The organism is Rheinheimera mesophila (assembly GCF_000986865.1).
Classification (GTDB): domain Bacteria; phylum Pseudomonadota; class Gammaproteobacteria; order Enterobacterales; family Alteromonadaceae; genus Pararheinheimera; species Pararheinheimera mesophila.
In genome coordinates this window covers 50,076-68,076 of sequence record NZ_LAVS01000002.1, presented here as the reverse complement: position 1 = coordinate 68,076, position 18,001 = coordinate 50,076, and the positions used below count along the sequence as shown (strand labels likewise).

General features: G+C 48.1%; 17 protein-coding genes and 1 pseudogene. 9 read left to right on the top strand and 9 right to left on the bottom strand.

Annotated elements, in window-relative coordinates; genetic code table 11:
* Positions 1-52: 52 nt before the first annotated feature.
* Positions 53-1,645 carry a peptide MFS transporter gene (locus SD53_RS01635; RefSeq protein ID WP_046518469.1) on the bottom strand — a complete coding sequence of 531 codons (1,593 nt, stop codon included), beginning with the start codon at positions 1,643-1,645 and terminating at the stop codon, positions 53-55.
* 376 nt (positions 1,646-2,021) lie between these two features.
* On the opposite strand from SD53_RS01635, the gene SD53_RS01630 reads away from it, so the two are divergent.
* Positions 2,022-2,432, top strand: a complete 411-nt coding sequence (locus SD53_RS01630) for a YccF domain-containing protein (RefSeq protein WP_046518468.1) — start codon at positions 2,022-2,024, stop codon at positions 2,430-2,432.
* Positions 2,433-2,466: 34 nt separating this feature from the next.
* On the opposite strand, the gene SD53_RS01625 is transcribed toward SD53_RS01630, so the two are convergent.
* Positions 2,467-2,640 carry an oxidoreductase-like domain-containing protein gene (locus SD53_RS01625; RefSeq protein ID WP_082101751.1) on the bottom strand — a complete coding sequence of 58 codons (174 nt, stop codon included), beginning with the start codon at positions 2,638-2,640 and terminating at the stop codon, positions 2,467-2,469.
* A gap of 71 nt (positions 2,641-2,711) precedes the next feature.
* Between SD53_RS01625 and SD53_RS01620 the strand changes: the two genes are divergently transcribed.
* Complete coding sequence (locus SD53_RS01620; RefSeq protein ID WP_046518467.1) at positions 2,712-3,059, top strand: MGMT family protein; 348 nt, start codon at positions 2,712-2,714, stop codon at positions 3,057-3,059.
* Positions 3,060-3,066: 7 nt separating this feature from the next.
* Here SD53_RS01620 and SD53_RS01615 read toward each other — a convergent pair whose 3' ends face one another.
* On the bottom strand, positions 3,067-3,948 hold the full coding sequence (locus tag SD53_RS01615) for a DMT family transporter (protein ID WP_046518466.1): 882 nt from the start codon (positions 3,946-3,948) through the stop codon (positions 3,067-3,069).
* A 20-nt stretch (positions 3,949-3,968) separates the two neighbouring features.
* Complete coding sequence (locus tag SD53_RS01610) at positions 3,969-5,213, bottom strand: MFS transporter (protein WP_082101747.1); 1,245 nt, start codon at positions 5,211-5,213, stop codon at positions 3,969-3,971.
* Positions 5,214-5,329: 116 nt separating this feature from the next.
* Here SD53_RS01610 and imuA point away from each other — a divergent pair, with 116 nt between their 5' ends.
* The 5 genes from imuA to SD53_RS01585 all read left to right on the top strand — a co-directional run bounded on the left by imuA (position 5,330) and on the right by SD53_RS01585 (position 11,897).
* The gene (gene imuA / locus SD53_RS01605; RefSeq protein WP_046518465.1) at positions 5,330-6,013 is read left to right on the top strand and encodes a translesion DNA synthesis-associated protein ImuA; all 684 of its coding nucleotides are present in this window, start codon (positions 5,330-5,332) and stop codon (positions 6,011-6,013) included.
* 11 nt (positions 6,014-6,024) lie between these two features.
* Positions 6,025-7,494, top strand: coding sequence for a Y-family DNA polymerase (locus SD53_RS01600; RefSeq protein WP_052749211.1), 1,470 nt, complete (start codon positions 6,025-6,027; stop codon positions 7,492-7,494).
* Positions 7,494-10,601: an error-prone DNA polymerase gene (locus SD53_RS01595; RefSeq protein WP_046518464.1), complete on the top strand. Its 3,108-nt coding sequence runs from the start codon at positions 7,494-7,496 to the stop codon at positions 10,599-10,601. The genes SD53_RS01600 and SD53_RS01595 overlap by 1 nt, the downstream gene beginning before the upstream one ends.
* Positions 10,602-10,619: 18 nt before the next feature.
* A complete protein-coding gene (locus SD53_RS01590) occupies positions 10,620-11,018 on the top strand; it encodes a hypothetical protein (protein WP_046518463.1) in 399 nt (132 codons plus the stop codon).
* 78 nt (positions 11,019-11,096) lie between these two features.
* Positions 11,097-11,897 (top strand): ion transporter, encoded by an 801-nt coding sequence (locus SD53_RS01585; RefSeq protein ID WP_046518462.1) that lies wholly within the window; start codon positions 11,097-11,099, stop codon positions 11,895-11,897.
* Positions 11,898-11,938: 41 nt separating this feature from the next.
* On the opposite strand, the gene SD53_RS17880 is transcribed toward SD53_RS01585, so the two are convergent.
* The 4 genes from SD53_RS17880 to SD53_RS01565 form a co-directional block, all read right to left on the bottom strand.
* Positions 11,939-12,673: a helix-turn-helix domain-containing protein gene (locus SD53_RS17880; protein WP_052749210.1), complete on the bottom strand. Its 735-nt coding sequence runs from the start codon at positions 12,671-12,673 to the stop codon at positions 11,939-11,941.
* A 106-nt stretch (positions 12,674-12,779) separates the two neighbouring features.
* Positions 12,780-13,370 carry an HAD family hydrolase gene (locus SD53_RS01575; RefSeq protein WP_046518461.1) on the bottom strand — a complete coding sequence of 197 codons (591 nt, stop codon included), beginning with the start codon at positions 13,368-13,370 and terminating at the stop codon, positions 12,780-12,782.
* The gene (locus SD53_RS01570) at positions 13,363-14,835 is read right to left on the bottom strand and encodes a high affinity choline transporter 1 (RefSeq protein WP_046518460.1); all 1,473 of its coding nucleotides are present in this window, start codon (positions 14,833-14,835) and stop codon (positions 13,363-13,365) included. The genes SD53_RS01575 and SD53_RS01570 overlap by 8 nt, the downstream gene beginning before the upstream one ends.
* 221 nt (positions 14,836-15,056) lie before the next feature.
* Positions 15,057-15,983, bottom strand: coding sequence for a LysR family transcriptional regulator (locus tag SD53_RS01565; RefSeq protein ID WP_046518459.1), 927 nt, complete (start codon positions 15,981-15,983; stop codon positions 15,057-15,059).
* A gap of 181 nt (positions 15,984-16,164) precedes the next feature.
* On the opposite strand from SD53_RS01565, the gene SD53_RS01560 reads away from it, so the two are divergent.
* Together SD53_RS01560 and SD53_RS01555 are read left to right on the top strand one after the other, a co-directional pair.
* On the top strand, positions 16,165-16,611 hold the full coding sequence (locus SD53_RS01560; RefSeq protein WP_046518458.1) for a DoxX family protein: 447 nt from the start codon (positions 16,165-16,167) through the stop codon (positions 16,609-16,611).
* Between the two features lie 88 nt (positions 16,612-16,699).
* A complete protein-coding gene (locus SD53_RS01555; protein WP_046518457.1) occupies positions 16,700-17,392 on the top strand; it encodes a pirin family protein in 693 nt (230 codons plus the stop codon).
* A 176-nt stretch (positions 17,393-17,568) separates the two neighbouring features.
* Here the strand turns inward: SD53_RS01555 and SD53_RS19040 are convergent.
* Positions 17,569-17,797: pseudogene (locus SD53_RS19040) on the bottom strand (methyl-accepting chemotaxis protein); the annotation flags it as partial.
* Positions 17,798-18,001: the final 204 nt, after the last annotated feature.

Below are 18,001 nucleotides of genomic sequence, written 5' to 3'. Positions count from 1 at the left end.
AAACACAAAGGCCGGAGTGAAATCCGGCCTTTGTCTGTACGCTTAGTCTGAATCATCCGTGGTTTTGTGCCTGCCGAATTTGTTTATTCAAAACTGGCGTTAAGGCAAACATAAAAATGGCACAGCCCACCCCAACCCAGCCTAAAATGGCAAATACATCGGCATAAATAGCCAGGGCAGTGCCTGTATCTGTGCCTGCAGGCATTGACGCTAAGGTACCAAAACGACCTGCTAACATTTCACCAAAGGCCGAAGCTAAAAACCAGACGCCCATCATTAAGCTGACGACACGACCAACGGATAAAGTAGTCACCGCAGATAACCCTATGGGAGATAACACCATCTCCCCTATTTCCAGCACCAGATACGCCAGAATAAACCACCAAAAACCAGCTAAGCCATTGGCCTCCGGGTTCAGTGCCGCGTATTGCAATACAAAGTGCGCCAGACCTGCGAACAATAAACCAAAACCAAATTTGGCCGGAGCAGACGGGTTCCAGCCTTTTTTATCCAGCACAGGCCAAAGCCAGGCAAAAGGAATAGCCAGAGCAAAAATAAACAAGGCGCCCACCGAAGTTAATTGTGACGCGTTGGGGGTAAAGTCGCTGACCAGCAGGTTGAAGGTGTAGCTATTCATCACGCGGTCGGAAAACGCCAGCCAGGTGCCATAGGTTTGTTCGTACAAGCCCCAGAACACAGCAGAGATGCCAATCAGCACCATCAGCACTATCATGTTGGCGCGTTCCACTTGGCTACATTCAACAAAAATAAACTTAAACCACCAAATCAGCAGGGCGATAGTCATCAGAATAGCTACTACTTCAGTGGCGGTAATTTCAGTACCTTCCGCCAAACCTAACAGAGCCGCCAAAGCACCAAAGTCAAAACGGGTTTGCAGAATTTGCTGGACCACCACAACACCAAGCAAAGCACCCAGATAAATCAGTATTTCACGGCGAATGCCAAAACGTTTTTCTTCTAAAAGTTCGGGGCGACCAGGTTCAGCCTGGCCCTGCAAATGTTTGGTTTGAGTAACAAACACTAACCAGCCTAAAATCAGGCCTATACCGGCCGACCCAAAACCATATTCCCAGCCGTATTCAATGCCAACCCAGCCGACAAACAAACTGGAGATAAAGGCGCCCATATTGATGCCCATGTAAAAGATGGTAAAAGCCGAGTCGCGGCGCGGGTCATTCTCCTCGTACAAACGCCCTACTATGGTGGAAATATTCGGCTTTAAAAAACCTACCCCTACAGCCACCAGCGCCAGTGACAAATACATAATTTGCACCGCCACCTGATCAAAGCCCATCTGCGGAGTTGCGGCATGACCGCGATAGGCCATGCCGAGCATACCCAAAGCCATTAAAGCACCACCAAAGGTAACAGCTTTGCGCATACCGAGGTATTTATCCGCCAGCAAGCCACCCACCACAGGCAAGGCATAGGCTAAACCGGCATAAGTACCAAGCAGGATATAACCATCGTCATCGGAGAATAAATGGTGTTTGGTCAGGTATAAAAACAGCAGGGCTTTTAAGCCGTAGAAAGCAAAACGTTCCCACATTTCGGTGAAAAAGCACACATAAAGGCCGATGGGATGGCCAAGCAACTGTCGCTGCACTGGAAGAGTTGTTGTCATAGGGATCCGCGAATGTTGTAGTTATTATCCCCTTCTTACTTGAAGCTGCAGCTTTGTTGACTTCCTGCCCTCGCCCCAGTCACATAGGTGAACTATGCTCCTGGGGTCTCGTGCACTTGTCACCGCGCTGCAACTCCAATTAATTTGGGTATTAGTCTTAGAGTCTTAAAACCGCACTATTAAAGCTGTTGTGTCTTGTTGCAGCAAGCTTTTCCTGTGAGTGGTTCAGTCTGGTCAGCGGCGAAATTCACTATTAAATGGTAATTTTCACGGCTGAAATTTTGCACATTAAATTTATCTATATGATTTATATAAAAATTAATATTGGCCTTAATCTTGTAACCCTTTTGTCAGAACTGAAAAAAGGAGAATGATCATGGCTGCGTTACGACTGATATTTAATCTGTTATGGTTTGTGATGGGTGGCTTTTTAATGGGGCTGGCCTGGTGGTGTATTGGTTTATTGTGTTTTTTAAGTATTGTGTTTATTCCGTTTGGCCGCGCCTGCTTTGTCATTGGTGAAATGGCGTTTTGGCCTTTTGGTAACGAGCATGTCAACCGTGAGCGCCTCAATCGCATCTCTGATATTGGCACAGGTCCACTGGGATTTGTCGGTAACGTGATTTGGTTTGTGTTTGCTGGTTTCTGGCTAGCCTTGGGGCATTTAGTTCATGCTGTAGCCTGTTTTGTCACTATCATCGGCATTCCATTTGGTTTAGCCCACTTAAAACTGGCGACTTTAAGCCTGGCCCCTATAGGCCGCACTGTGGTCAATAAAGCCTATTAAGCGGATTGTAGAGTAAGAGTCATGAAGCAGACTCTTACTCCTGTTGTTGCTCTTGCTCTTTTTGTGCCAGCCAGGCTTTTTGCTCTGCCCGGTAATAATCCCAGACACAAGGGCAACAACTACCGCTGCCACAGCAATCACTGCTTTCTGGTGCAACAGGCTCGGTGGTGGGAATACGCAGCCGAATCCCGTCAATGGTAGTAAACATAAAAAACTCCGGCAAAAAAGGCGACGGCATTGTAGCATTGTCCACAGAAAAACAAGGATAGATCTCCGGCTATGTCCCAACAAACGCCCTCTAAACAACACAAGATCTGGCAAACGGTATTACAAATTCCGGCCGGAAAAATTGCCAGTTATGGCCAGATAGCCGACTTAGCAGGTTTACCCGGTCGTGCCCGCTTAGTAGGAAAAACACTGGGTTTAGCACCGGATGAACTGCAACTGCCCTGGTACAGAGTCATGCGTGCTGGTGGCCAACTGGCTTTTGCTGCAGGTACACCTCAAGCCCTGGCACAACAACAATTGCTACTGGCTGAAGGTGTGATAGTGCGTAATGGCCGTGTCGCCAAAGACTTCTGGTGGCAACCGGATTTAACGGAGCTGCTGTTTAAACTGCAGTACTAAAGACCCATCAGGTGAACGCTTTGGAGCGCAGTAACCAGCGCAGCGGTAACTGAGACACCAACATGCCCAACAGCATCAGGCCACAACCTGTTAAGGCTCTGCTGCCCAACTCTTCTCCCAACAGCCAAACCCCACCCAGAGCGGCAAATACAGTTTCTAAACTTAAAATAATGGCCGCATGAGCCGGATGAGCATGTTTTTGCGCCATCACTTGTAAGGTATAAGCGATCCCTACTGAGACTACACCCGCATAAAGTACCGACTTCCAGGCCAAGAAAGCATTGCTGACCGTGGGGGTTTCTATACTAAAAGCCACTCCCATACTCAAAGCACCACAAACCACAAATTGCAGGCAAGCCAATAAAATAGGCGGTACTTTTTTGCTGTAGTGATCAATAGTCAGTAAATGTGCAGCCCAGAAAAACGCCCCTATCAGTTGCAATAAATCGCCAAAATTGACAGAAAAGTTGTCGCCTACGCTCAACACATACAAACCCGAAACTGCAATAGCACAGCCGAGCCAGATATTGCCGCTGATTTTATGCCTGAGGAAAATGCCCAATAGCGGCACCAGTACGATATAAAGCCCAGTAATAAAGCCTGCGTTGGCGGCAGTGGTATACAAAAGTCCCACCTGTTGCAGTGATGCGGCGATAAAGAGTAAAACACCAACAGGCACAGCACCCCATAACAACAGTTTCCAGTCAACCTGCTGTAATTTACCCTGACGTTGATACCACCAGATCAGAGGCAATAAACTCAAAGCGCCGATAAAAAAACGTAAACCATTAAAAGAATAAGGCCCTAAATGCTCCATACCCAACCGCTGGGCAACAAAACCTAAGCCCCAGATTGCAGCGGCCAGTAATAACATCAGATTGGCTTGCATGATGGATTCCCCGTAAAAACTTAGTGAAATTTCGAGCTGTAAAGCGCCGGATTAAAACGTGTCGCCATCGCCATCAGAAGCACGGCTATAGCGGCTAACACTAACCAGCTAATGCTAAAGCTTTGGCTAAAGTCACGGATAAAACCAGCTATCAGCGGTGAAAAAGCTGCCAGTGTATAACCAATCCCCTGCACAAAAGCGGTCAGGCTGGCAGCAGCAGAAGGCTGATGCAGATGATCCATAGAGACAATTAAAGACAAGGGAAATAACCCTCCTATACCTAAGCCTAACAGGGAAGCCCAGACTAAACCCAATTGCGGCGCTATCACCAGACCGGCAAAACCTGTCGCCATCAGGACCAGAAGCAGTTGTATAACAAGGCGACGATCGGCTTTACGACTGGCCAGCCAAGGGCTGACAAAACCTGAGACCACCTCCATGCACAGCAACAACCCCAGCAGCAAACCACTTTTTTGTTCACTCCAGCCCTGCTCGACATAATAAGCCGGCAACCAGGCCAGCACGCAGGTAAAAGCACAAGTGACCAGACCAAAAAACATCGCTAAAGTCCAGGCTCTACCGTATTTGCGAAAACTCAGAGGTTGTTGTGGCGACTGTGCCACTGGCAAATTTTCAATCGCTTTTTTCTGTGAACACCACAACAGCAAGGCCACGACAGATAACAGCACCCAGCCAGATAAAGCCACTCGCCAGCTTTGAGCCCAGTTGGCCCAAAACGCCGCTAATGAGGCCGTTAACGCAGCACCGGCAATAATGGCCGATATATACCAGCCCATGACTAAGGGCGCCTTGCTGCTGAATTTTTGTTTAATCACACCAGGTACCACGGCCTGCACCATGGCAATACCTAAACCTGCCACTATGGCACTGAGCGTTAAATCCAATGCACCTGTGGCCCAATAACGCTGCGCTGTGGCTGCGGCTATAGCGATGGAAGCCCAGAAAATCACCTGATAAGAACCAAACCATACCGCGAGCTGATGGGCAAAAAAGATCCCCAGGCCCATCGCCAGTACAGGCAACATCGTCAGCAAGGATGCCTGTGTAAAAGACAGATGCAGCTCAGGTTGCATCAAAGGCAATAAAGGCCCGATAGAGGCCATAGAAGGCCGTAAAGTCAGCGCGATCAGCACTAAACTCAGGATCAAAATCCAGGTTTTCGCGGTAAATGTGGTGGTTTCAGTCATATAAGTACCAAGATGATGCAACGCCAGAGGACGCTGGAAGGCCGCGCAGATTAACATAATTCTTACGCCTTGATCGACCATAAGCAAAAGATCAGAAAACTCTGAGTTTAGTCTTGCGATCCAAACCAGATCTTTTATACTGTTTTTATATACAGTATTTTGAGGTGAACATCATGAATGCTCTGCTGCAACAGCTTCAGGACAAACAACTGATCTGGTTGGCGAATCAAACTGAAGCACCGTATGAACATTGCCAAAGTACAGGTTTTCCCGCTTTGGATCAGTTGCTGGGCGGCGGCTGGCCACAGCATAACGTTGTTGAGTTACAAAGCCATGGCGCTTGTGCTGAACTGCAATTGATCTCAAAAGCGCTGAACCACTCAGGATCAGAGCTGCTGCAAGTCTGGATTAATCCGCCAGCCCATCTGTGTGCTGAATACCTGTTGCAACAAAAACGGCCTTTGCATCAGCTTATACAACTGAATACACACCGCGCTGCGGATGCACTCTGGGCCGCGGAGCTCTGCTTAAAAAGTGGCTGTTGTATCGATGTGCTCTTGTGGCAAAACAGCTTACAACTGACGCAACTGAAACGCTTGCAATTAGCCGCCGCACAAGGCCAGAGCCAGTTGTATCTGTTTCGTCCACTACAAACCGGTCAACAGCTATTGCCCTGGACTTTAAGTTTACAACTAATGCCGGCGAGCACTGGATTACAGATCCGTATTTTGAAACGTAAAGGCGGTTGGCAACAGCAGGACTTACTGCTGCCATGGGCTGAGCTGTATCCGCAGTTTATCAAGCCGGAATTACAGCAAAGGCACTCTTCTTATCCGCCTTTATCCAGGGTTAGCTGAGGCAGCTACAGATGTCTGCTCAAATGGAATTCTGGTTGTATTTATATTTCCCGCAATTGCAGTTGGATAAGTTGCTATTGCTGCAACACAACATGCCTGCCGGGAACGACACCACATCACTGGATTTAACTGCCCCTCTGGCGATAGTAGGCGCTGACCATCAGTTGCTGCAGTTAAATCCGGCCGCCAGACAAGCAGGTTTAACTTTAGGCATGGGATTAGCCTCTGCGGCGGCTTTATGCCACCAATTACAACTACTCCCGCATAACGCCGAACAAGAACAGCAGCAACTGCAGCAGTTGTCTCAACTGTTGTATCAATACTGTGCTGATATAGCGCTGCAGCCAGACTCTGGTTTAGTGCTGAAACTAAGCCCTATGCTGGCCTTGTATGGCGGAGCTATGCAATTCTGGCAGCAACTGCAACAGGTACTGCAGCAAGCCGGTTATCAGTATCACTTTGCCACAGCGCAACAGCCCTTAGTGGCACGCTTACTGGCGCAGCAGCGCTGGGATCAGTTTTTACTGCAACCGGATAAAATTCAGCAGCAACTCCGGGCTTTACCACTGCAGCATGCCCAATTGCCAGCCAAACAACAGGAGCAATTACAACGGCTTGGTTTGAGCCAACTGGGCGATCTACTCACGATCCCACAAGCTGAACTGGTGCGGCGTTTTGGTGTAGATATGCTGCAGTATTTACAACAACTGACAGGAACTAAACCTGCGCTGTTGCAGTTTATTCAACCTGCCGAACAGTTTGAGCAGCAGTTGGAACTGCTGTATGAAATGGAACGCAGCGACCAGTTGCTTGCCCCTTTGCAGCATTTGTTTGGCTTATTGCAGTTGTATTTACAACAAAGAGACCAACTGGCGTATCAGTTAGAACTTGGCCTGCTACAGCGGCAACAGCAGCAACAACAGTTGCAACTGCATTCAGCTCAGGGCGAGTATCAAAGCAAAGAATGGCTCAAACTCTGTCAATTGCAGTTGGAAGGGTTAACGCTGAAAAAGCCAGTGATCCAGCTCAAGCTGATACTCCGCCGGGCAGGGCCGCGTTACGCTCAGTACAAGACTCTGTTTGCCGGAAAACAGCAGCTATATTCTGCTTTGCAGCTATTGTCGTTATTACAGGCTCGTTTAGGTAAAACACAGATCAAAAGTCCTTGCCTGCAGAACGATCTGTTGCCTGAGCGGGCCAACTGCTACGCCGCAGCTTTAGAGCCACAAGTAAGCATTGAAGGCAAGGTAGCTGCAGTGCGCCCGGCATTTTTAGTCGACCCGCCTCTGGTGTTAGATGCCGAGCAACAGCAACAGTTACACCTTTGTTATGGCCCAGAACGTTTAAGCAGTGGCTGGTGGCAACACCAGAGCCAACACCGCGACTACTACGTTGGCCAGAATGCGCAAGGCCAGTGGTTGTGGTTATTTCGTGATTTACAACAGCCGGAGCTGCTGTATCTGCAGGGGTATTTCAGCTAATGCAGACCCCGACTACCAACAAATACTCTCGTTACGCTGAATTAGTCTGCCAGAGTCACTTTTCGTTTTTACAAGGCGCGTCCAGCCCGGCTGAATTAGTACAACAAGCCGCAGCTTTAGGCTACCAAGCTCTGGCCATCACGGATGAATGCTCACTGGCAGGCGTAGTACGCGCTCACCATCAGATCCGGCAAAAACAACTGCCCCTGAAACTGATTATCGGCTCTTTGATGGTACTAAACCCACAGTTACGGCTGGTATTACTCTGTCCGGATAAAGCCGCTTATAGCGAGTTATGCCGTATTATCACTCAGGCCAGACGCCGCGCCGAAAAAGGCCGCTATCAGCTCGCCGAATGGGATATTCAGCGTATTGCGCATTGTCAGATCCTCTGGCTACCCAGCGGCGATCAACAAACGGATCAGTACTGGGGCCACTGGTTAATGCAACATCATGCTGAACACTTATGGCTGGGAGCCAGCCGCAAATTACAAAGCCAGGATCAGTTTTATTTGCCCTATTGCCAGCAACTGGCTCAGGAGCTGCAACTGCCCTGCTGCGCGGTAGGTGAAGTGTTGATGCATCAGGCCAGTCGTTTGCCTTTGCAGCATGCCTTAAGTGCCATTAAAGCGGGTAAAGCTGTGTCTGAGATGGCGCGCCAGCTATTAAGTAACGCCGAACAGAGCTTAAGGCCGATTAAAAAATTGCAGCAGCTATTTCCGGCTGAGCTTTTGGACAATAGCCAGAAACTGGCGGATTTATGCCATTTTTCGCTGGATGAATTAAGTTACCAATACCCGACAGAACTGGTGCCCAAAGGCAAAACTGCCATGCAGCATTTACGGGATTTGGTCAAAGCCGGCGAGAAGCAACGTTTCCCTGAAGGGGTGCCTGCAGACATTCAGCAGACCATCAACAAAGAGCTGGATTTAATAGAGCAGCTCAATTACCCCTACTACTTTTTAACGATCCACGATTTAGTTGTTTTTGCGCAAAAACAGCAGATTTTATATCAGGGCCGCGGCTCAGCGGCTAACTCAGTGGTTTGTTATTGCCTGGCGATCACTGCTGTGGATCCACGTCAGATTAATGTCTTGATTGAACGTTTTATCTCGATAGAACGGGCTGAACCGCCGGATATAGATGTCGATTTTGAACATGAACGCCGTGAAGAAGTCATTCAGTATATTTATCAGAAATACGGCCGCGAGCGGGCTGCTTTAGCCGCTACTGTGATTTGTTATCGCTTTAAAAGTGCCTTTCGTGATATCAGCAAAGCTTTGGGGTTTGAGCTGCATCAGGTGGAGTTTTTCTTAAAAAACCTGCACAGGCGGGATAAAAGCCAGCACTGGAGCAGCCAACTGACTCAACTGGGGTTGGACCCTCAAGCCAAACAAGCACAGTTGTTGGTGCAACTGGTACAGCAATTGGTGGGCATGCCACGGCATTTATCCCAGCATATCGGAGGTTTTGTGATATCCCAGGGGCCTTTGTACGAACTGGTGCCGGTGGAAAATGCAGCCATGGCTGATCGCACCGTGATCCAGTGGGATAAAGATGATCTGGAATCGTTAAAACTACTAAAAGTTGATGTGTTGGCTTTGGGTATGCTAAGTGCCATTCGTAAAACCTTTGATTTAGTCCGGCGTTATCAGAATAACGAGTTAAGCATAGCGGCCATCACCAAAGCAGGTGACGACCCCAAGGTGTATCAAGCCATTCAAAAAGCCGACACTGTAGGTTTATTTCAGATTGAATCAAGAGCACAAATGTCCATGTTGCCGCGGCTTCGCCCGGCCAGCTATTACGATTTAGTGATCCAAATCGCCATAGTACGGCCCGGCCCTATTCAGGGAGATATGGTGCATCCTTATTTAAAACGCCGCCATGGTGAAGAAGCAGTGTCTTACCCTTCCGCTGCTGTACAACAAGTGCTGGAACGTACTTTAGGTGTGCCCATTTTTCAGGAGCAGGTGATTAAACTGGCGATGGTCGCCGCTGGTTTTACAGGGGGTGAAGCCGATCAGCTCCGCCGCGCTATGGCCAGTTGGAAAAAAACCGGCGAATTGATCCAATTTAAACAAAAACTGATCGATGGCATGTTAAGCAGAGGCTATCAGTTAGAATTTGCCGAACGGATTTACCAGCAAATTTGTGGTTTTGGCGAATATGGTTTTCCTGAATCACATTCCGCCAGTTTTGCCGTGCTGGCTTATGTCTCGGCTTATTTAAAACATTATTACCCTGTGGCTTTTTATGTGGCCTTATTAAACAGTCAGCCCATGGGTTTTTATGCACCCAGCCAACTGATTCAGGATGCCAGGCAACATGATGTGCAAGTGCTGCCGGTTTGTGTCAATCACTCAGATTGGGATCATTTAATGGTCCCCGCCACAGCTCACTCTGGTTTTGCCATTCGTTTAGGATTACGACTGGTCAAAGGCTTAAGTCAACAAGGGGCCCGGCTTTTGATAGAACACAGGCCAGAGCGCGGTTACCAGCAACTCTCTGCCATAGCGCAGTCTGGCCTGAGTGATGCTGATTTAACCGCTCTTGCCAGTGCCAATGCCTTGCAACAACTGTCCGGACAACGCTATCAGGCCCGCTGGCAACTGTTAGACCAGCAGCATAAATTACCTTTATTGGCATCTGAGCCTTATCAGACTCAGTATCAATTACCTTTGCCTTCTGAACTGACAGAAGTGGTGGAAGATTATCAAAGTACCGGTCTGAGCTTACGGACTCATCCGGTGCAGTTATTAAAACAACAAGGGGTGTTGGGTAAGTTTGTGCAGGCGGCAGAGCTTAGCGCACTGAACCATAAATCGGTGGTCACTGTAATAGGTTTAGTGACAGCCAGACAAAGCCCTGGTACAGCCTCAGGCGTGACTTTTATTACACTGGAAGATGGTACAGGCTTTAGCAATTTAGTGGTCTGGGCGGCTACAGCTTCAGCGCAGCGCCAAGCTTATTTAAAAGCTAAACTATTGAAAGTGAATGGCATTCTTGAGAAAAAAGATGGTGTCATTCATATTATCGCCGGACGTTTAACCGATCTGACGCCACTACTTGGCTCGTTGAAATCCTATTCCAGAGAGTTTCACTAAGAGTAAAGAATACAGACAATGTGGACACCCAAAAGCAATAAAAGAAACAAACCCTACAGGGTGAAAAAAACCGGCATAAAAGATGAAAACATCGACCGGCAGATTCTGGTACTGCATAAGGCTATTGCCGCCAAATTACTGACAGAGCCTACTTTATTGGAGCAAGTCAAAGCCAAACTGGAAGAGCGACGTGATAACGGCCAACTGAGTTATGGCGCTTACATGCACTGGGTCTCAGTACTGGAGCTGTATCAGCAGCCTGAACAATTCTGTGCAGGTATTACCGAAGATAGTGCCTATTTACGTAAATTACGCCGTCGCACACCTTTTGTCGGCATTTTAACTGAACAGGAAAGACAACAGGCTTTACAACAAGATGCAATGGGCGATCTGCACCAGGTTCTGGTTGATTTTTAGTACCAGAGTAAACAGCACATCTTGCTAAATCAGTCGCTTGCCCGGACAATCAGGCATAGTCTTTTTTCTTGGTGTGTTATGCACGATCAACCTCTGCTGGACAAACTGCGCTCCCGTCTGGCGCATCAGCTCGACCCGGTGTTGTATTCAGGTAAAGGCATGTCGCCGCTGAATATCGCTATTGCTGTTGTCATTCTGGCGGGTATCTTACTGGCCATTATCCAGACTGAACCCAGCATACGCCAGGGTCGCGAATCATGGTTTCGCGCCACTGAGCTGACGTTGGGTTCATTGTTTTTACTGGAATACCTGGCAAGGCTTTGGACCTGCATTGAAAATGATTCAGTTAAAAGCCGCGTTCAGCATTTCTTTTCCTTTTTTGCCCTGGCCGATCTATTGGCTATTCTGGTCGCCTTTTCGCTTTATCTGGGCAATGGCGGCGTGATTCTCCGTTTGGTGTTACTGATCCGGGTAGTGCGTTTAGCGCGGCTGGGCCGGTTTTCTACCGCATTGGAATGTATAGCTGAAGCTGTCCGTAGCCGCACCTATGAGCTATTGGTCAGTGCCATTTTTGGGGTGATTATTCTGCTGTTTGCCGCCACCTGTCTGTATTTAGTTGAAGGCGATATTCAGCCCGAAGCCTTTGGCTCTATTCCACGCGCCACCTGGTGGGCTGTAGCGACCTTAACCACTGTTGGTTATGGCGATGTTTATCCTATTACTGTACTGGGCCGAATTCTGGCAGGTATTACCGCTGTTACAGGGATCTGTATGATCGCAGTTCCAACCGGTATTCTGGCCTCGGCTTTTAGTGATGCGATAAAAGAAGCCAAAGAAAAACATCGCCGTCTGCCTAAAGTGCTGGACAAGGAGCTTTAGAGGCCATAACAGGGCCGCTAATGGCTCTGTTATGTACCAACTCAAAACCGTAGTAATGCCTTGCGACCCAGACTTAATACGGCGCTGAACACCATCAAAAATAGCCCGAGTAGTTGTAATATCGTGTTGCCAGTACGACTGACCCAATTAGCCCCCTTGTATTCAAAAGTGCGGCTGCCCCCCTCTACAGTACGAATGTAATATTCGCCTCTATGTTCAAAACTCTGTTCTGTCAACTGGGCTAAACGCTGATACATCTGCTGTGCTTTTTCAGCCCTTTTTTTCATCGATTGCCGCATATCTTCACCTGAGTCAGTACGGATTGGAAAGTGTTGATCCCAATCTTTAAATACAAAGGCGGACTCACCCGGTAATACAACGCCCAGAGACTCATACTGATAAACACGTTCAGAAAAACATAAAGCCTGAACACCGGCATAAAAACAGGCAGCCCCCAAAGCGAAAATAAAACTCAGGCTCAGCACCAACCGGGCAGAATGGTGTTGCAGCTTGTTATTCTGTTGTTTCAGATAAAATTCAATATCAGCTATCGCGCTTAGCTGTTGTTGCTCCTGTATAGAAAATGCAGCAATAAAATCAGCCAAAGGTACGTTCAAAGCAGCCAGTAGCCGACGAAAAACTTCGTTGGATGGCAAAGATTTATCGTTTTCAAGTTTGGATAAATAAGACTGTTCTATGCCAATTTGTTCTGCCAGTTGAGGTTGGCTTAACTGCATAGAGGCTCGTTTGTCTTTAATGTATTCGCCTAAGGTCATCACTTTTCCTTATGTATTGAAGTCCTGACTATGCTTATGAATTCCTTGAAAAATAGGAAGCAGAATAATAAAGAATATGAGGAATATCAGCGTCTTACTCAAAGCATTAAGGCAGGTGTTTTAACAAATCCAATAAATCATCAACCACCAGATCCGCTTGCTCTGCGTAAATATGGTTGTCGCCATACCGGTATAAGCAGCAGTAGGAGCCCGCATTGCGGGCGGTTTGGATATCAAACAGATAATCGCCGACGTACAGAATTTCATCAGGCTGCACGCCTAGATGGTCGGCAATCAGCCATAAACCTTCAGGCTGAGGTTTAGCCGGTGCATCGTCCCGGGTCAGCACCAGGTCGATAGGTATACTCAATGCCTGCATGCAAAGCTCTGTGGCCTGACGCATATTGCGCGTTAAAATCGCCATCGGCATTTGCCGGTGATTAAGCTGCTGCAGTAACAGATCAGCATTGGGCATCCAGCAGGCTTTGCGCGCCCCTTCGAGCTCAAAGTCGACAATAATCTGTGCCGCCTGTTGTTTTTCAACGGCACAGCTTAAGGTGGCTAAATGCTCCAGGATCAACGTCTGCTCAGGCCAGCCCAAACGACGACGCAGCTCGGTAAAATCAAGCTGTGAATCGACCAAGGTGCCATCTAAATCAAAAACAACAGCTTTAATTCCCGCCAGAAAATCAGCCATGCTGCGGGCCTGTGTGTGCCATTTCCCCACGATGTAACTTGTCATGCACTTCATGGTCATGCTCAAGGTACTGCGGCATCAGCGACCCCAGCAACATACCGGCAATACTGGCCAATAAGCCAGCAAACTGCGCAGGTACATAAGGGTCTTCAGGGCCGAAAAAGATAATACCCAGCCAGGTGCTGACGCCAAAAGCTATCGCCATTAAAGCGCCCTGATTGGTGGCTTTACGCCAGTACACACCAAAAGCCAGCGGCACAAAAGCAGCGACTAAAGTCACCTGATAGGCATCTTCCACCATACCAAAAATAGTGGATTCGCTATTGAGCGCATAAGCCAGAGTACAAGCAGCAAACACTAGCGTCACCGCCTGCATCAGTCGTAATAACTGTTTGTCCTGCATCGGCGGTAACAAAGGTTTCAGAATATTTTCTGCAAAAGACACTGACGGAGCCAACAAGGTGGCTGACGCACAGCCCTTAATGGCGGACAACAAAGCACCAAAGAAAACAACCTGCGCAATCAATGGCATATGCTGCAACACCAACTGTGGCAAAATCAGTTGAGAGTCAGAAGCCATCAGATTTTTCACCATCTCCGGTGCAACCAGAGTGGCGGCATAACCAATAAACAGTGGGATAAAAGCGAACAGAAAGTACAAAGAACCGCCCAGAATGGAGCCCCAGACGGCGATTCTTTCTGACTTCGCCGATTGCACCCGTTGAAACACATCCTGCTGCGGCATAGAGCCCAGCATCATGGTACAGGCTGCCGCCATAAAAGCGATAATGGCTTTCAGATCTGCCTCTGGCCAGAACTCCAGTTTGCCAGCGGCTGCCGCGTGATCAACGACCACAGACACACCACCGACCATCTCTGACACTTCGCCACCTATGTACAACAGCCCAAGCACTATCACTATCATCTGTACCAGATCGGTAATAGCCACAGCCCACATACCGCCAAACAGGGTATAAATCAGAATACTGCCGGCGCCAATCCACATTCCCGCCGTCATGCTGATAGCACCGTCGGAGACCACATTAAACACCAGACCTAAAGCCATTAACTGAGCGCCAACCCAGCCTAAATAAGACAAAACTATGGCTAAAGTCGTCAGCACTTCAACAGAGCGGCCGTAACGCCTTTTATAAAAATCACCTATGGTCAGCAATTTCATCCGGTACAAAGGCGCGGCAAAAAACACCCCAACCAGAATAAGGCAAAGGGCGGCGCCAAAGGGATCGGCCACTATGTCACCTAAACTACCATCGATAAAAGTAGCGGGAATACCCAATACCGCCTCGCTGCCAAACCATGTAGCAAAGACTGTGGCTGTTACCATATAAAATGGCAAATGCCGGCCTGCGACAGCAAAATCACGGGTGTTTTTTACTCTCAGTGCAGCCCATAAACCCAGCGCTACAGAAAACACCCAATAACAAATGACTAAGGTTAATAACATAAGGCGGTAACCCTTTTGACCAGGCTATAAAATTGGCGCTACTTTAACCAATCAATCTATTGAAATACAGCAAAAATCTGCTGTTTTGGCTGAAGTTTTTTCACTCTTTTTAATCCCCAAAGTAATTGATGCTGCAGCAAGGCGACAAGGGCGTGAGACCCTGGGAGCATAGCTTACCTATGTGACCAGGGCGAGCGCACGCCGTCAACAAAGCTGCAGCTTCAAGTACGAAGGGGATTTTCGGACCAAACAGCGGCCCAGCTATATTGACTAAAAGCCTCACTAAACCATTGCAGCGCTTTACCCTGACCTTGTTTTTGCCAGGCCAGATACAGCATAGATTTATCCCGGGGAATACTGGTTTTTTTAGCTATTAATAAACCTCTGGCCAGTTCGTCCCGGATCAAATGTTTAGGCAAAAACCCGACGCCCACCCCCTGCACCTGAGCGGCAATTTTCGCCTGCATAGAGCTGACCCTGAGCACCCGCCGGGTAGCAAATAAACCTGTACTGCGTTTTGGAGCATCCAAAGCAGAGTCTGATACGACTATCGCCGTTTCTTGCTCAACATCAGCCAACTCAATCTGGCGGTTAATATTCGCCAGCTCATGCAAAGGCGATAAGGCAAACACAAACTCCACCTCACCTATAGGCACCAGCTCATATTTGCCTTTGGGCATATCGGCCGACACCCCAATTGCAATTTGGGCGCGGCCAGTCTCCAGCGCTTCCCAGCCTCCGCCCAGTACTTCTTCACGAATGCTGACTTCGGTCATCTTACCAAGCTGCATAAATTCATTGATTAAACTCAACACAGGCGGATAAGGCACTATGCTGTCTTTGGCTATCACAAACTGAGTTTCCCAGCCGGTATCGACTTGTTTAATCGCATCCTGTAACCGACTGGCGGCTTGCAATAGCTCACGGCCCTGCTGTAATAACAACTGGCCTGCCGGAGTTAGTTGTGCTTTTTGTTTTGAGCGATCAAAGAGTTGTACATCCAGATCAGACTCCAGCTTCGCTATGGTATAGCTCAAGGCCGAAGGCACTTTGTATAAGTGTTCGGCCGCCGCAGCAAAGCTGCCTTTACGGTCGATAGCGTCCATGGCGCGTAAAGCGTCCAACGTCAGAATAGGATGATTAGCCATACAAACCTTAGTGTAAAAACACAGACAAAATTACATTCAAATATTTTGAACAATCAACTCAGTTTATTCCGCTTTTTTAAAAAGGCAAGTCCATCTAAAGTACACACATCGGAACTGAGAAGCGGTTTAAAGCAGTCTGACAACCCTAATTAATTGACTTACGTGACACAAGGTGAAAGAAATGAACAAAGCAACTTTACAACAAATTTTTAGTACAAACGCAGGTTTTTCCGCTTTAGCTTTACGAGTTCCAGTCGGTATTATTTTTGCTGCTCACGGTGCTCAGAAATTATTTGGCTGGTTTGGTGGCTACGGCTTAGAGGGTACTGGTGGCTGGATGGAGAGCATAGGTCTGGCACCGGGTGTACTGATGGCGTTTTTAGCCGGTGCGGCGGAGTTTTTTGGTGGTCTGGCCTTGGTGTTTGGTGTGTTAACCCGCCCTGCCGCTGTGACTTTAATCATCGCCATGTTAGTGGCCATCTTTAAAGTGCACTTCGCCAACGGCCTGTTTATGAGCAATAACGGTTACGAATTTGGTTTAGCTCTGTTAGCCGCCAGCGTCTCACTGCTGCTGAGCGGCGCAGGTAAAGCCTCTATCGATGCCATTATCGCGAAAAAACTGAACTAATAATCCGGCTCAAATGACTCTCTCTCCAATAGAGAGAGTCTTCCCAAAAGTGGCCTATTCGGCTACTGCTTCAAGTACGAGGGATATCATGATTGAACTAAGACGCTCTGCAGATCGTGGCATAGCCAGTTTCGGTTGGTTAAAAAGTAAACACAGCTTCTCTTTTGGCCGTTATTACGACCCGGCGCATATGGGGTTTTCAGCGCTTCGGGTGATTAATGATGACGAAGTCGATGCAGCGGCAGGCTTTGATACGCATGGCCATCAGGACATGGAAATCATCAGCTATGTGCTGGAAGGGCAAATTGCTCACAGAGATTCAGCAGGGAATGTCAAAACTTTACCTGCCGGTGAATTTCAGCTAATGAGTGCGGGCAAAGGCATTTACCACAGCGAATTTAATGCCAGTGAGAAAGACCAGCTTAAGTTTCTGCAGATCTGGATCCAACCGAATCAATTTGGTGGTGAACCGGGTTATCAGCAAAAAGAGTTTAAAGCTGAACCGGGTTTAACGCTGGTGATCTCACCTGATGGTCGGGACGGCACACTGCAGATCAAACAGGATGCCTATTTATCACAACTGTTGTTAAGCGAACATGATGTGATTGAAATGCCTGTTACAGCCAAACGTAACTTCTACCTGCATTTAATTACCGGTGAATTGGAGTTAAACGGCACAGTGATGCAAGCAGGTGATGGTGCAAAGATCAGTAAACAAACTGAACTGAAAGCCATAGCCACCCAAGGTCCGGTCAAAGCCTTGTGGTTTGATTTACCATAACCAAAAACCGCAAGGGAGCTACTGGCTCCCTTGCGGTTTTTGATGATAGATGCCTGTATCAGCACAGGCTTACTCCCGTCTATTTAACTTATTTAAGGTGGCAGATAGGCTATGGAGCAACGACTGATTTTTCCCTACCACCGAATTAATTTCACTGGCTGAAGCACTGGCTTTGGACGCCAGACTGCGCACCTCATCGGCGACGACAGAAAAACCCCGTCCCGCTTCACCTGCCCGTGCGGCTTCAATAGCGGCATTGAGTGCCAGCAGGTTGGTTTGATCGGCGATAGAATTAATCGAAGACACCATATTGTTGATACTCTGACCTGAACTCACCAGCTCAGACATTACGGAATCACTGGTTTGCACCACCAATAGACGCTCTGAAATATCGGCACCAAACATAATAATTTTTTGCAATTCACCATAGGTATCCCGAACCGCACAGAAGGTAGCGGCAATTCCAAGCTGTTTGCCATTGACCTGAATATGAATATCCGTCACCACGCTCTGCCCTGCCAGTACTTTGGCCGCCTGATCCTGATTCAGAAAACTGCGCCAGTCCGCCACTGCACGGCTGAATTGCTCGTTATCCAGTTTAAATTGCCG